General features: G+C 74.1%; 10 protein-coding genes and 1 pseudogene. 5 read left to right on the forward strand and 6 right to left on the reverse strand.

The genetic code is table 11. The features are described 5' to 3' along the window. Positions 1 to 39 precede the first annotated feature (39 nt). Positions 40 to 753: a MerR family transcriptional regulator gene (locus tag ACIO3O_RS35205; RefSeq protein WP_401752960.1), complete on the forward strand. Its 714-nt coding sequence runs from the start codon at positions 40 to 42 to the stop codon at positions 751 to 753. 58 nt (positions 754 to 811) lie between these two features. Here ACIO3O_RS35205 and ACIO3O_RS35210 read toward each other — a convergent pair whose 3' ends face one another. Genes ACIO3O_RS35210 through ACIO3O_RS35235 form a run of 6 tightly spaced genes read right to left on the reverse strand, consistent with a single transcriptional unit; the run spans position 812 to position 7,091 of the window. Next, positions 812 to 2,461 (reverse strand): SpoIIE family protein phosphatase, encoded by a 1,650-nt coding sequence (locus ACIO3O_RS35210; protein WP_401752961.1) that lies wholly within the window; start codon positions 2,459 to 2,461, stop codon positions 812 to 814. Beyond that, positions 2,458 to 4,374, reverse strand: a complete 1,917-nt coding sequence (locus ACIO3O_RS35215; protein ID WP_401752962.1) for an ATP-binding protein — start codon at positions 4,372 to 4,374, stop codon at positions 2,458 to 2,460. The genes ACIO3O_RS35210 and ACIO3O_RS35215 overlap by 4 nt, the downstream gene beginning before the upstream one ends. After that, positions 4,371 to 5,462, reverse strand: coding sequence for an ATP-binding protein (locus tag ACIO3O_RS35220; protein WP_401752963.1), 1,092 nt, complete (start codon positions 5,460 to 5,462; stop codon positions 4,371 to 4,373). Before ACIO3O_RS35220 ends, ACIO3O_RS35215 begins: the two co-directional genes overlap by 4 nt. Then, positions 5,450 to 5,872 carry an anti-sigma regulatory factor gene (locus ACIO3O_RS35225; RefSeq protein WP_401752964.1) on the reverse strand — a complete coding sequence of 141 codons (423 nt, stop codon included), beginning with the start codon at positions 5,870 to 5,872 and terminating at the stop codon, positions 5,450 to 5,452. The genes ACIO3O_RS35220 and ACIO3O_RS35225 overlap by 13 nt, the downstream gene beginning before the upstream one ends. Next, on the reverse strand, positions 5,869 to 6,246 hold the full coding sequence (locus ACIO3O_RS35230) for an STAS domain-containing protein (RefSeq protein WP_401752965.1): 378 nt from the start codon (positions 6,244 to 6,246) through the stop codon (positions 5,869 to 5,871). The genes ACIO3O_RS35225 and ACIO3O_RS35230 overlap by 4 nt, the downstream gene beginning before the upstream one ends. Continuing rightward, positions 6,243 to 7,091, reverse strand: coding sequence for an STAS domain-containing protein (locus ACIO3O_RS35235; protein WP_401753025.1), 849 nt, complete (start codon positions 7,089 to 7,091; stop codon positions 6,243 to 6,245). The genes ACIO3O_RS35230 and ACIO3O_RS35235 overlap by 4 nt, the downstream gene beginning before the upstream one ends. A 312-nt stretch (positions 7,092 to 7,403) precedes the next feature. On the opposite strand from ACIO3O_RS35235, the gene lanKC reads away from it, so the two are divergent. From lanKC to ACIO3O_RS35255, 4 genes and pseudogenes are all read left to right on the forward strand, one after another. After that, entirely contained in the window at positions 7,404 to 10,055 is a 2,652-nt protein-coding gene (lanKC, locus tag ACIO3O_RS35240) for a class III lanthionine synthetase LanKC (protein ID WP_401752966.1), read from the forward strand. Then, positions 10,042 to 10,191 carry a SapB/AmfS family lanthipeptide gene (locus ACIO3O_RS35245; protein WP_401752967.1) on the forward strand — a complete coding sequence of 50 codons (150 nt, stop codon included), beginning with the start codon at positions 10,042 to 10,044 and terminating at the stop codon, positions 10,189 to 10,191. The genes lanKC and ACIO3O_RS35245 overlap by 14 nt, the downstream gene beginning before the upstream one ends. A gap of 509 nt (positions 10,192 to 10,700) precedes the next feature. After that, the gene (locus ACIO3O_RS35250; protein ID WP_401752968.1) at positions 10,701 to 12,425 is read left to right on the forward strand and encodes an ATP-binding cassette domain-containing protein; all 1,725 of its coding nucleotides are present in this window, start codon (positions 10,701 to 10,703) and stop codon (positions 12,423 to 12,425) included. Next, a pseudogene (locus ACIO3O_RS35255) lies at positions 12,422 to 14,131 on the forward strand (ATP-binding cassette domain-containing protein); the annotation flags it as partial. The gene ACIO3O_RS35250 and the pseudogene ACIO3O_RS35255, both read left to right, overlap by 4 nt. Positions 14,132 to 14,137: the final 6 nt, after the last annotated feature.

The raw sequence follows: 14,137 nt of genomic DNA on the forward strand, positions 1-14,137 counted from the left end.
GGTTCAAGTGTTGGCTTCAAGTGCTTGTGTGGGGTTCGGGTGGACGGTGGTGACCTCAGGACGGTCGACGTCGCGGCGGCGTCGGGGTATTCGGTGCAGCAGGTACGGAATCTGGAGCGGCTGGGCGTGATCCCGGTGGCGGTGCGCGGAGCCAACGGATACCGGCGGTACGGGCCTCTTCACGTGCGGGCCCTGCACGCCTACCGGGCGCTCGCGGTGGCCGCCGGACCCGTCGCGGCCCGGCGACTGCTCACCGACGCGTGGTCGGGGACGCTCGCCGAGGCCGCGGCCGCGATCGGTGAAGTCCACACCGGTCTCGCGCGGGAGCGGGAGCTGACGCTGCGCGCGCAGGAGGCGTTGCGGGCCATTCGGGGCGAGGTGCAGACGTACGAGACGGACAGCTCCGCCGACTCCATGACGATCACCGAACTCGCCGGGGCGCTGCGGGTACGGCCCTCCACGCTGCGGTTCTGGGAGGACGAGGGGCTCGTGCTGCCCGAGCGGGTGACGTCGCTGAAGGCCCGGCGGTACGGACCGTCGGCCGTCGCGGCGGCGCGCATCGTGGCCGCCCTGCGCGCCGCCGGGTACGGCGTACCGGCCGTGCGGGAGGTGATGGGCGCGCTCGACCGGCTCGACGGGCCGGGCTCGGCCGCGTACCTCCTCGGACGCAGGCTCGACGACATCGCCGCGCGGACGGTGGCACTGCTGCGTGCGGGAGCGGACCTGGCGGCGGTGGTCGAGGCCCGCCGCTGAGCGAACGGCCAAAGCCCGCCGGACGCCCCTGTCCCGCTCTGCGCGTTGCCGAACTCCCCTATCCCGTATGCGCGTTGACGTGCACCGACATCAGGGCGATGTCGTCGTTGCCGTCCGGCGGGAACCTCTCCAGGAGGTACGCACACAGGGCCTCCGGCGTGCGCGGGCCCTCCGCGTGGGCGGCGGCGAGCGCCGTCAGGGAGTCGCGGACGTCCTGGTGGCGGCGCTCGATCAGGCCGTCGGTGACCAGCAGGAGTTCCGAGCCGGGGGGTACGGGCACGCGCAGCGCGGGCGGGTGCGGCAGGCCGACGCCGAGCAGCGGGCCGTGCTCCTCCAGGAAGCGGGCCTCGCCGTCGGGGGTGCGCAGCAGGGGCGGCAGATGACCGGCGTTGGCGACCTGCACGGTGTCGCTGTCGTCCTCCAGGAGCAGGATGCACAGGGTGACGGTGACGCCGGGCTGGGTGTTGCGGAGCAGCCGGTCCAGGAGGCGCAGGACGACGTCGGGCGGGTGCCCCTCGGTCGCGTACGCCCGCAGCGCGTGCCGCACCTGTCCCATCACCATCGCCGCGTCGAGGGAGTGCCCGGCCACGTCGCCGACGGCCACGACGAGGCCCGCCGGACAGACCAGGGCTTCGTAGAAGTCGCCGCCGATCTCGGTCTGGCGGCTCGCCGGGAGGTAGCGGACGGCGAGGTCGGCGCGGGTGGTGTCGGGCAGGAACTCGGGGAGGAAGCCGCGCTGGAGGGTGAGCGCGAGGGCGTGTTCCTCGCTGTACGCGTTGAGCGCCTCGAGGGCGAGGGTGCAGGCGTGGGCGAGCTGGGCGAGGAGTTCCTCGTCGTCGAGCCCGGTGATGGCGGTGGCCGGAACGACCAGGTGGACGGGCGGTCGGGCCGGTTTGGCACGGGCCGAGACCAGGGTGAGGAGCGGGTGCTCGGCCAGGACGCCGGGTACGGAGGACCACTGGCCGGGGACGAGGGTGCGCAGCCTGGCCCCGAGGAGGAAGGTCGCCGGGGGCGCGAGCGAGGGGTAGCCGGACCGCCCGGCCACGCCCCGCGAGGCGGTGCGGCCGGAGTCGGGCGATGCGGCGGGCGGCGCGTCCGGTGCGGGCGACGTCGCCGGGGAGGCGGCGGTGTGCGGGGCGCCCTGGGGCAGTGTCAGGGACACGGCGGCCGGGGTGCCGAGAAGTTCGGCGGCGCTGTCGGCCGCCGCCTGCGCGAGGGTCCGAGCGTCGGGGGCGCTGTAGAGGGCGAGGGTGGCCTGGTTGAGGCGGTGCAGGCGGCGGGCGAGGGCCTCGGCTCGGCTGCGGGCGCGGGCGTAGCGCAGGGTCGCGGTGACCGTGGCGAGCATCTCGACGGGGGCGATCGGCTCGGTGAGGTAGGCGTCGGCGCCCCGGTTGAGGCCCTGGGTGCGGTCGGAGACGGTGATGGCCGACGCGGAGATGTGGATGACGGGGATGCTGGTGGTCGCCGGGTCGGCCTTGATGTGCTCGCACACCTCGAAGCCGGTCATGTCCGGCAGCCGTACGTCCACGATCGCGACCTCGGGCAGCGGGTCGGCCTCGCGGAGCACGGCGAGGGCCTGGGTGCCGTCGGCGGCCTCCAGTACGCGGTGTCCGGCGCGGAGCAGGGTGGTGCTCACCACGTAGCGGTTGGTGGGGTTGTCGTCGACGACCAGGACCAGTGCGGGGGCGGCTTCGGAGAGGTGTGTCATGCGGTGTCGGTCTCCTGCGCGGGAGGGCGGGGCGTGCCTTCGGTGGCCGGCGCCCGCTGGGCCAGGGCCGCGGTGATGCGGGCCGGTGTGAGGTGCGTCTTGCCCAGGACCGCGCGGGCATGTACGAGCCGGGTCCGGTCGACGTCGGTGGCGTCGGCCGAGGTGATCACCACGACCGGCAGCCGGGCCGTCGCGGGGTCGGCGGCGAGGTGCTGGAGTATCTGGTAGCCGTCGAGGGCGGGCATCATCAGGTCGAGCAGGACCGCCTGGGCCGCCGCCCGCTTGACCGTGTCCAGCACGGCCGTCGCGTCGTACACCTCGCTGATCTCGGTGACGCGCGGCGCGATCCGCTCCAGGGTGGGGCGCACCGAGGCGAGGAACGCGGTGTCGTCGTCGATGACGACCAGGGACTCCAGCAGTGCGACACCGGGCTCCGGCAGATCCGGGGCGGCATCGGACAGCCGGGTCTCGGCGGGGAGTTCGACGGTGACGACGGTGCCCTCGCCCGCAACGCTGGTCAGGGAGAGACGGCCGCCGAGGAGTTCGGTCAGCTTGCGGGCGTACGGAAGCCCGAGGCCGGTGCCGCTCCTGCCGCGCTGGTGCGGGCCGCGCACCTGGTAGAACTCCTCGAAGATCCGCTCCAGTTGGTCGGCGGGGATGCCGACCCCGGTGTCGCGGACGGTGAAGCAGAACCAGCTCTCGCCGTCCCGGTCCTCGGTGTCGAGGGTGAGGCGGACGGAGCCGTAATCGGTGAACTTCAGGCCGTTGGAGAGGATGTTGCGCAGGACCCGGGTGAGCATGACCTCGTCGGTGACCAGGTGCAGGCCCTGCGGGACGTCGGGGATGGCGAGGACGACGCCGGGCTGGGCGGTGCCCAGCAGGGTGCCGCGCAACTGGTGGAAGAGGGTGGTGAGGTCGGTGGGGACCAGGAGGGGGTCGAGGCGGCCCGATTCGGCCTTGGCGACGTCGAGGAGTTCCTCGACCAGCGCGAGCAGGGTGTTGCCGGAGGCGGCGATGAGGGAGACCTGGCGGCTCTGCTCGGCGGAGAGGGGTTCGGCGTCGGGGGCGAGCAGGAGGCGGGCGAGGGATATCACCGAGTTGGCCGGGGAGCGCAGCTCGTGGCTGACGTTCGCCCAGAAGCGGGTGCTGGCCTCACCGGCGAGCCTCAACTGCCGGGTCTTGTCCTCCAGTTCGGCGTACAGGGCGACGACACCGCTGTTGGTCTTCTCCAGTTCCTGGGCCAGCTCGGAGTAGAGGGCGACGACACCGCTGTTGGTGTCCTCCAACTCCTCGTTGAGGTGCTGGAGTTCCTCCTGCTGCCGCTTGGACTCCTCCAGGGAGAGCAGGAGTTCGTGGTTCTGGGTGCGCAGCGCCTCGACCAGGTCGACGTCGTCGGTGCGGTGCAGGGCGCTGCGGGCGCACTCGGTGCGTTCGGCGAGGGTGAGGCCGGTGGCGGGGAGGCGCTCGGCGAGGGTGACCGACGCGAGGGGGAGGGATGCGCCGGGGGTTGCCGGGGCGTCCCCGGGAACGTAACGGCAGTCGTCGAGCAGCCGGGTCGCCGCCTGTACGAGGGAGGGGTCCAGCGGCGTGTTCCCGCGCCAGTGGAACCGTACGACGAGCAACGCGTCCGGTGTGCCGTCGGCCGAGGTGCCGTGGGCCGGTGTGCCCTCGGCGGGGCCCGCGACGCGCAGCGACACCGTGAGGCCCGGTGCGCCCAGCAGGCTCTGGCCGATCTCGCTCACCACGGTGACCATACGTGCCGTGCCCGCGCCGCTGAGGCCGAGCACCTTGCAGACGGAGAGGCCGGTGCGGCGCAGGCGGAGCACGTCCTGCGCCGAGCCGAGCGCGACCTCCAGGAGATCGCGCCCGGCGTCGGGAGCGCCAGGGACTACGGGAACGCGGTGGTCGTTCATGACGCGGGCGAGGTGATCACCACGATGCCCGCGTCGTCGCGCCGCACCCCTGCCTGGCCGAGGATCTGGCCCGCGATCATGACGGGCTGGCGGGTGAACAGGCCGGGGAAGTCGGCGGGCGCCCAGCGGTCCTTGAGGCCGTCGGAGTGCAGGACGACGGTGCTGCCCGGGGGCAGTTCCGCGTCGAAGGTGCGCAGCGAGGGCAGGTGGCTGCCCACGATGCCGGGCAGCGAGATCAGGGCGGTGCGGCGGTCCCCGTCGACGACGAACGCGCTGACGTTGCCGGCGCCGCACACCTCGACGCGGCGGGCGACGAAGTCGGCGGAGACGAGGCTGACGGCCGCGCCCCGGGTGCCGCGCAGCGCCAGGTGGATCTCCTGGAGGATGTCCCGCAGGTGGGTGCGGGTGGTGCTCTGGAAGACCTGGCGGGCGCGTTCGCTGGCGCGGGCGGCGAGCGGGCCGTGGCCCAGGCCGTCGCACATCATGGCGGTGACCCGGCCGGGCGGGCGCTCGCCGGAGAGCCCGACCGTCTCGGCGAGTTCGGCCCTGGCCGCCCAGGCGTCGCCGCACACGGTCTCGCCGCTGATCGGGCGGGTGAGCCCGGCGACGTGCCGGGCGGCGGCACGTGCCACCCGGCTGCCGGAGTCGCCCGCGCTCCCCGGTGCCCAGAAGCGGGCGAGGACGAGGGTGCCCCGGCCGTGCAGGGAGTGCACGTCGAAGTCGTCCGAGAGCCGGGAGATCGCGCCGAGCCCGATGCCCAGGGTGCCGCCCTGGGAGTGCCCGTCGCGCAGCGCGGCATCGATGTCGGGGATGCCGGGGCCGGTGTCCAGGGCCAGGATCTCCAGGGCGGCGCCGTCGGCGACCCGGCTGACCCGAAGGATCAGCGAGCCGTCGTCGGCGTGCCGCAGGAGGTTGGTGGCCGCCTCGGTGGCGGCCAGCTCGACCCGGGCGGTCCGGTCGGCGCTCATGCCCAGGCGCTGGGCGAGCGCCCCGGCCTCCCGGCGGGCGGACAGGGCCAGGGCCTCGCCCGCCCGGAGCCAGACGACGTCTTCCGCTGCGGAGAGCAGCGGGGCGTTCACCGTGCCCATTTCACGACACTGACGGTGGTGCCCTTGCCGGGCGCGGACTCCAGCTCGAACTCGTCCACGAGGCGGCGTGCGCCGCTCAGGCCCAGTCCCATGCCGCTGCCGGAGGTCCAGCCGTCGGTGAGTGCGAGGCCCAGGTCCGGAATGCCGGGCCCCTCGTCCTCGAACAGTGCCCACACGCCGGTCCTGCTGCCCTGGGTGACGACGGCGATGCGGGCCCGCCCGCCGCCCCCGTACATCAGGGTGTTGCGGCCCAACTCGCTTGCCGCGGTGACCAGTTTGGTCTGGTTGACCAGGGAGAGACCGCTGCGCTGCGCCAGCGTGCGGACCGCCTGGCGGGCCTTGACCACGTCGCCGCTGCCGGTGATCGGGATCGTCTCCGCCTGTCCGGCGGCGACCTCGTACTCCCTCACCTGCTGGCCGAGGGGTTCTGGTTCAGACGCTTGATCTGCTCCATTCCCCTTTCCAGGGTGAGCGCGGTGCGCACGCCGGGCAGCGACAGGCCCAGCTCCACCAGGGTCATGGCGACGGCGGGGCGCATGCCGACGACGACGGTCTCGGAGCCGAGCACCCGGGAGATGGCGGCGATGGTGGCGAGCATCCGGCCGACGAAGGAGTCGACGATCTCCAGTGCGGTGATGTCGATCACGACGCCCTCGGCGTTGGTGTCGACGATGCGCTGGGAGAGGTCTTCCTGGAGGTCGAGGACCATCTGGTCCTCCAGGTCGGTCTGGATGGACACCAGCAGGATCTGGCCGATCTTGAGGACCGGCACGCGGTCGGTCACAGCAGCCCCTCCTTGCGGAGCGAGGCGGCCTCGTCGATCTCGGCGAGCGCGTCGTGCAGGGCGGCGGCGAGCGTCGCCTTGGTGGCGATGTCGCCGAACTCGATGCCGAGCGCCACGATCGTCTGCGCGATCTGCGGACGGATGCCGGAGATGATGCACTGCGCGCCCATCATGCGGGCGGCGACGACGGTCTTCAGCAGGTGCTGGGCGACCTGGGTGTCGACGGCGGGCACACCGGTGATGTCGATGATGGCGTGCGTGGAGTTGGAGTCGAGCAGCCCCTGCAGGAGCTTCTCCATCACGACCTGGGTACGGGCGGAGTCCAGGGTGCCGACGAGCGGCACACCGAGGATGCCGTCCCACAACTTGACGACCGGGGTGGACAGTTCGAGCAGCTGCTCGGCCTGCGAGGAGATGATCTCCTCGCGGGTCTTGGAGTGCTCCTCGACGGTGAACAGGCCCAGGTCGTCGAGCAGCCGGGCCAGCTGGAGGTACGCACGGGCGCCCTCCGGCGACTCGGTGAGCGCCTCCTCCAGCACCTGCTTGAGGGAGAACACGCTCAAAGCGGTCTCGGTCGGCGTGAAGCCCTGCCGGGCGCGGCTGCGGGAGAGCTCTATGAGCAGGCTGCGGACCTCGCTGAAGTGCTCGCCCCGGCCGACCAGGCCGCCCTGCTTGAGCGCGCCGAGGAGGGCGTTGTAGATCTCGCTGAGCTCCTGCGCCGCCTCGGCCGCGCTGAGCCGGCCGCGCAGGGTGCCGCTGACGGAGCGCACCCAGCCCTGCACGAACTCGTCGCGCCGGGACTCCATCAGGTCGAGCAGCCCGACGGCGCCCTCGTCATTGGTCACGTTTTCGGTCGTCACGCCTGTTGCACCCGCCCCACATCAGATTTTCACAACTGTTCTTGACAGTACGCCATGGTCGCGCACGTCCTCCGCGCTTTGGACGGGAGGTACGCGAACGAGGCCGACGCACGGATGCGGACCCGGTCCCCCGGCCGCTCCTGCCCCCTCTGCGGTTACTCATGCGTTCCGCACGGGCGGACGGTGACAGCGGTGACTGTCCGGCCCCCGGCGCCCCGTGACACCGTTCCATCCGTCAGCGGGTCCGGGAAGCCTCCACGAGGCTTCCGGGCACTTCCACGAGGCCGGGGAGAGCGCGTGAACAAGGGGTACGCCGTGTTCTGCGACGCGGACCGGCACTTCTACGACGCTCCGCACCGGATGGCACACACCGACCGGGGAGGCCTCTACCCGGTCGCCACCGCACCGGTCCCCGAGGGCTGGCAGCGCCACCGCACCGGCGACTGGCTCGCGCTGCGCCCCGTGGCGACCCGCCTGCCGTCCCAGGGGTGGAAGATCCACGTCTCGGCCACCCTCGACACCGCCGAGGCGGTGCTGGAGCAGGTCATGGCGTACTGCGTGCCGCGCTCGGTCGCCTTCAAGTTCGTGCCGAGCCGCTATCTGCTGCACACCCGCAACGCCAAGTACGCCGACCGGGCGGGCAGCGGCAAGTTCATCACCGTCTACCCGGCCGACGACGCCCAGTGCGCGGCCGTCGCGGCGGACCTGGACGGGCTGCTCGCCGGGTCGCCGGGACCGTACGTCCTCAGCGACCTGCGCTGGAACAAGGGGCCGGTGTACCTGCGCTACGGCAGCTTCACCCGCCGCGACTGCTACGACGACAAGGGCGAGCTGCGGCCCGCGCTGGAGAACGGCGACGGCGTGCTGGTGCCCGACGTGCGCGGCCCCGCCTTCCGGATGCCGGAGTGGATCGACCCGCCCGGCTGGCTGCGCCCGCACCTGGAGGCGCGCGCCGCGACCACCGTCGCGGACATGCCCTACACGATCGAGAAGGCGCTGCACTTCTCCAACGGCGGCGGGGTGTACGTCGGTTCGGACACCAGGACCGGCAGGAAGGTCGTCCTGAAGGAGGGCAGGCCGCACGCGGGCCTCGCCGCCGACGGCGCGGACGCCGTGACCCGGCTCAGGCGCGAACAGGACGCGCTGGAACGGCTGTCGGGGCTCGGCTGCACCCCGGAGGTGCTGGACGCCTTCGAGCTGGGCGAACACCGCTTCCTGGTCATGGAGTTCGTCGAGGGCAGACCGCTGAACTCCTTCTTCGCCCGCCGCCACCCGCTGATCGAGGCCGACCCGACGCCGGAACGGCTCGCCGAGTACACGGCGTGGGCCCGGCGCATCCACGGTCTCGTGGCGGAGGCGATGGCCGCCGTGCACGCCCGCGGCGTGGTCTTCAACGACCTCCACCTCTTCAACATCATGGTCTCCGAGGACGAGTCGAAGGTCGTGCTGCTGGACTTCGAGGCCGCCGCACCCGCCTCCGAGAACCGCCGCCAGACCGTCGCCAACCCCGCCTTCGTGGCCCCCGCCGACCGGCGCGGCGTCGACGTCGACCGCTACGCGCTGGCCTGCCTGCGCCTCGCCCTCTTCATACCCCTGACCAGCCTGCTGGTCCTGGACCGCACGAAGGCGGCCCACCTCGCGGAGATAGCGGCCCGCCAGTTCCCGGTGGCGAAGGCCTTCCTGCGGGAGGCGGTCGAGGAGATATGCCGGATACCCGACGGCACCGCACTCGTCCCCTCCCACCCCTACCTCCCCGCCGCGCCGGGCGACTGGCCGCGCAGCCGCGACTCCCTCGCCGACGCGATACGGGCCTCCGCGACCCCCACCCGCGAGGACCGCTGCTTCCCGGGCGACATCGCCCAGTTCGCCACCGCGGCCGGCGGGCAGAACGTCGCGTACGGCGCGGCAGGCGTCCTGTACGCCCTCGACGTGAGCGGCGCCGGCCGCTACGAACCCGGCGAGGAATGGCTCCTGTCCCGTACGAAGGAACTCCTGGCCGGCAAGGGGGAAGCGGCGTCCGGCACCCCGCTCGGCTTCTACGACGGGCTCGCGGGCATCGCCTGGACCCTGGAGCACCTCGGCCACCGCGCCCGCGCCCTGGAACTCGCCGAACTCGCCCTCGCCCAGCCCTGGGAGGCCCTCGCCCCCGACCTGCACGGCGGGCTCGCGGGACTCGGCCTCGCCCTCGACGCGCTCGGCGCGGCCACCGGTGAACGCACCCTGGACGACGTGGCGTTGCGCTGCGCCGACCTGGTGGCCCGGCCGCACGAGGCCGCCGCGCGGGCCGGGCTGCTGCACGGGGCGACCGGCGGCGCACTTCTCTTCCTGCGCCTGTACGAGCGCTCGGGCGACCCGGGCCTCCTCGACCTCGCGGCCGACGCCCTGCGCCAAGACCTCGCCCGGTGCGTGCGCAGCGCGGGCGGCACACTCCAGGTCAACGAGGGGTGGCGCACGATGCCGTACCTCGGGGCGGGCAGCGTCGGCATCGGCACGGTGCTGGACGACTACCTCGCGCACCGCCCCGACGACGAGGAGTTCGCGCGGGCCCGCCAGGACATCGTCGCCGCCGCGCAGGCCACCTTCTACGCGCAGCCGGGACTGTTCCGGGGCGCGGCGGGCATGGTCCTGCACCTGAGCCGCACCACCGCGCCGGGCCCCGGCACGGGTCCCCGGGCCGTGCGCCGCCAGATCGACGCGCTGGCCTGGCACGCCGTACCGCACCGCGGCCGACTGGCCTTTCCGGGCGAGCAGATGATGCGCCTGTCCATGGACCTCTCCACGGGGGCGGCCGGATGCCTGCTGGCCCTGGCCGCCGCGTGCGAGTCCCCCTCCGGAACGGCACACCTGCCGTTCCTGCCGCCGCTCGGGCGGCCCCAGAGCCGGCCCCTTCCGGGGGCCGAACCAAAGAACACCGTCCCCAGTGAGAGGAATCATCATGAGCATTCTTGACCTCCAGTCGATGGAGACCCCGACCGAAGAGGCGAACGGCGACGTCGAGCACGGCGGCGGCGGCGGCGGTGGCGGCAGCCGGGCCAGCCTGCTCCTGTGCGGCGACAGCAGCCTCAGCGTGACGACCTGTCACTGACCCTGCGGGTCCCGGCTGTGAGGGACCTCGGGCGCGGATACCGCGTCCGGGGTCCCTCCCCCTGCGGGCCGGGGCGGTGCACGGTCCCGTGCGGGTACGTCGTGGCTGGTCGCGCCCACGCGGCGAAGCCGCACATCGGCAGAGCCCCGCGCCCCTGATATGCCAGCCCTTCGGGCGGCATTCAGGGGCACACCAGCACCTCAGAAGCACCAGCACCTCAGCCCTGGCCAGGCACTTCAGCCCGTCGAGGGGGTACCCCCTGTTCGAGCGAAGCCGAGAACTTGGGGGAGTTTGAGGACGCGCGGCGAAGCCGTGCAGGGGGCGAGGGGCGTAGCCCCGTCAGGAACAGCAACCCCCACCAACAGCCTCGCGAGTTTAGGTGAAGGGGCGGGGCTGGGGCGAAAACACCCCGGTGCCGGGTGAGGGCACAGCAGGAGCCGGTGCGCAGCCCCGCACCCCGGTACCGCCTGCCGCCCCCGCCCCCGCCCCCGGCGACCAAAGGAGCCCCCGTGCAGCCCGACACGGGCAAACCCACCCCCCACCGCCTCCTCCTCACCGCCGCCCGCCACCCCCGCACCCTCACCCCCACCACCACCCTCCTCCTCACCTCCACCCTCTCCGCCGCCTCCGCCCTCACCCTCCCCGCCGCCGTCGGCCGCACCCTGGACCTCCTCCTGGCCCGCGACGCGGCCGCCCCCCGCTGGCTGGCCCTCTGCGCCCTCCTCGTGGCCGTCGGCGTCCTGGCGGAGGCCGCCGAAGCCCTCTGCTCCGGCACCGCGCAGGCCCGCGCCACCGCCTGGCTGCGCCACCACACCCTGACCGGCCTCCTCGCCGCCGCCCCCCGCGACGCCGCCCGTTTCCCGCCCGGCGACACCGCGACCCGCCTCTCCGCGAACGCCACCGAGGCGGGCGCGGCCCCCGGCGCGGCGGCCGCCCTCGCCGCGTCCCTGATCGCACCGGTCGGCGGCCTCACCGCACTGGCCCTGATCGACCCCTGGTGCGCCCTCGCCTTCGCCGCCGGGCTCCCCCTCCTGCTCCTCCTCCTGCGGGCCTTCGCCGCCGGTTCCTCCGACAGCGTGGCCCGCTACCAGCGCGTGCAGGCGACCCTCGCCGCCCGCCTGGCGGAGGCCCTGACCGGCGCGCGCAGCATCGCCGCCGGGGGGACGCTCGCCCGCGACCGTGCTCGCGTCCTGGCCCCCCTGCCCGAACTCGGCGTCCAGGGACGGCGGATGTGGCAGGTGCACGGCCGGGCCGTGGCCCGCAGCAACATCCTGCTCCCCCTGCTGATCACGGCGGTCACGGCCGTCGCGGGGCTGGGCGTGGTCTCCGGCCGCCTGACCGTCGGCGAACTCCTGGCGATTTCGCGGTACGCCGCCCTCGCCGCCGGAATCGGTGCTGTGGCCACCTTCCTCGGCACCCTGATCCGCAGCCGCACCGCCGCCGCCCGCCTCTGCGCCCTCCTCGCCCTCCCCGCACTCCCCTCGGGCACCCGGCCGCTCCCCCCGGACGGCCCGGGCACCCTGGAGCTGCACGAGGTCGGCGTGGCACAGGACGACACCCCCCTCCTCACCGGCGTCACCCTCACCCTCCCCGGCGGCACGACGACCGCCGTGGTCGGACGCTCCGGCTCCGGCAAGTCGACCCTGGCGGCCGTCGCGGGCGGCCTGTGCGCCCCGACGTCGGGCACCGTACGACTCGACGGCGTACCCCTGCCGGACGTCGAACGACACGATCTCCGCCGCGCGATCGGGTACGCCTTCGAGCGCCCGGCGCTCTTCGGGGAGACGCTGGGCGAAGCACTCGCCTCGGGCGCCCGCCGGGCGACGCCGACCGAGGTGCGGGCAGCGGCGCGGGCGGCGGGTGCGGACGATTTCGTACGGCTGCTGCCCGACGGGTACGACACTCCGCCCGCAGCGGCTCCCCTGTCCGGCGGCGAGCACCAACGCCTGGGCCTGGCACGGGCGTTCGCGCACGCCGGGCGGCTGCTCGTCCTGGACGATGCGACGTCCAGCCTGGACACGGCGACCGAGCGCCGCATCGAGGAGGCCCTGTCCCGGGACGTGGGCCCGGCCACCCGGCTGGTGGTCGCCCACCGCCTGTCGTCCGCCGCGCGGGCGGACCGGGTGGTGTGGCTGGAGGCGGGCCGGGTGCGCGGCGTGGGCCCGCACGAGGACCTCTGGGCGCAGCCCGCCTACCGGCGGGTCTTCGCGGTGGACACGGAAGGTCCCGCATGACCGGACGCCACCCCTCCCGCGCCCGGCTGCGCGCCGACGGACGCCGCTTCCTCGCCCGGCACCGGGGGGCACTGGCCCGCCTCACGGGCTGGTCGCTCGCCGAGTCGGCCCAGACCTTCCTGGGCGGCTACTGCCTGGCCCAGTCCCTGGACCGGGGCTTCCTCGCCGGTCACCCGGGCACGGGCCTGGTCTGGCTGGCCGTGGCGGCGCTGGCGATCGTGGCCGGGGGCCCGGTGGCGCGCGGTGTCTTCGCCCAACTGGCGGCGCTGGTCGAACCGTTCAGGGACGGCCTGATCCGCAGGACGGTCGACCAGTCCCTGCACGCGGCCACGGCGACGGGGACGACCGGCCCCGCCCGGGCGAGCACCCCCGGCACGGCCGTCTCCCGGCTCACGCAGCAGACCGAGATCGCCCGGGACAGCTTCGCCGGGCTGGTGCTCACCGCACGGTCCTTCGTGTTCACGGCGGTCGGTGCGTTCGCCGGGATGTTCGCGCTCGCGCCCGAACTCCTGCTGGTCACCCTGCCTCCCCTGGCCCTCGGGCTCGGCCTCTTCCTCGCGGCCCTGCGGCCCATGGCGCACGCCCAGCGGGCCGCGCTGGACGCGGAGGAGGCGTACACCGACCGGGTGCGGGCGGCGGCGGCCGGGCTGCGGGACGTGACCGCCTGCGGGATCGCGGACGAGGTCGGTGCGGCGACGGACACCTCGGCGGAGGCTGCCGCCCGGGCGGCGCGGGTGCTGGCCCGCTGGGCCGCCGTACGGACGATCGCCCTGGGCATCGCCGGTCAACTGCCCCCGCTGCTCCTCCTCCTGACGACCCCGTGGCTCCTGGAGCGGGGAGTCGGGGCAGGGGTGCTGACCGGGGCGCTCGCCTATCTCGTCCAGTCGCTGCTGCCCGCCCTGCACACGCTGATGACCGCCCTGGGCGCGGCGGGAACACGACTGCTCGTCGTCCTGGACCGGTTCATGGAACCCCCGCACCCGAGCCCGGCCCCACCCCACACCCCGACCGGACCCGCATCGGACCACCCGCCCGCCGCCGAACTCCACCGGGTCACCCTCGCCTACGGGCCCGGAGCGCACCCCGTCCTCGACGGCCTGTCCCTCGCCATCGGCCCGGGCGAGCACCTGGCCGTCGTCGGGCCCAGCGGCATCGGGAAGTCCACCCTGGCGAACGTCCTCGCCGGGCTGCTCGTCCCCGACCGGGGAGCCGTCCGGATCGCTGGGCGGCCCCCGTGCGGGCCCGCCCAGTGCGCCCTCGTTCCGCAGGAGGCGTACGTCTTCACCGCGAGCCTCCGCGAGAACCTCACCCACCTCCGCCCGGGGGCGACGCCCGCCGAGGTCGCGGCGGCCGTCGACGCGCTCGGCCTGGGCCCCCTGGTCGCGCGGCTCGGCGGGATGGACGCGGAGATCGACCCCGGCCACCTCTCGGAGGGCGAGCGGCAGTTGGTGACCCTGGCCCGGGCCCACCTCTCCCCCGCCCCCCTCCTGGTGCTGGACGAGGCCACCTGCCACCTCGACCCCGAGGCGGAGGAGCGCGCCGAACGGGTGCTGGCCGCGCGGCCGGGGGCGCTGGTCGTGGTGGCGCACCGGATGACGTCCGCGCTGCGGGCCGACCGTGTTCTCGTACTCGACGGGACCCGGGCGGACTGCGGAACGCACGCCGAACTGCTGGAAAGGTCGCCGCTGTACCGGGATCTGACGGGCTGTCGA

It is taken from the genome of Streptomyces sp. NPDC087440, from assembly GCF_044744005.1.
Lineage (GTDB): Bacteria > Actinomycetota > Actinomycetes > Streptomycetales > Streptomycetaceae > Streptomyces.

Coding starts and splice junctions, on each gene's coding strand:
- ACIO3O_RS35220 (WP_401752963.1), bottom strand. CDS start 5,462: ATGGGCACGGTGAACGCCCCGCTGCTCTCCGCAGCGGAAGACGTCGTC.
- ACIO3O_RS35245 (WP_401752967.1), top strand. CDS start 10,042: ATGAGCATTCTTGACCTCCAGTCGATGGAGACCCCGACCGAAGAGGCG.
- ACIO3O_RS35215 (WP_401752962.1), bottom strand. CDS start 4,374: ATGAACGACCACCGCGTTCCCGTAGTCCCTGGCGCTCCCGACGCCGGG.
- ACIO3O_RS35210 (WP_401752961.1), bottom strand. CDS start 2,461: ATGACACACCTCTCCGAAGCCGCCCCCGCACTGGTCCTGGTCGTCGAC.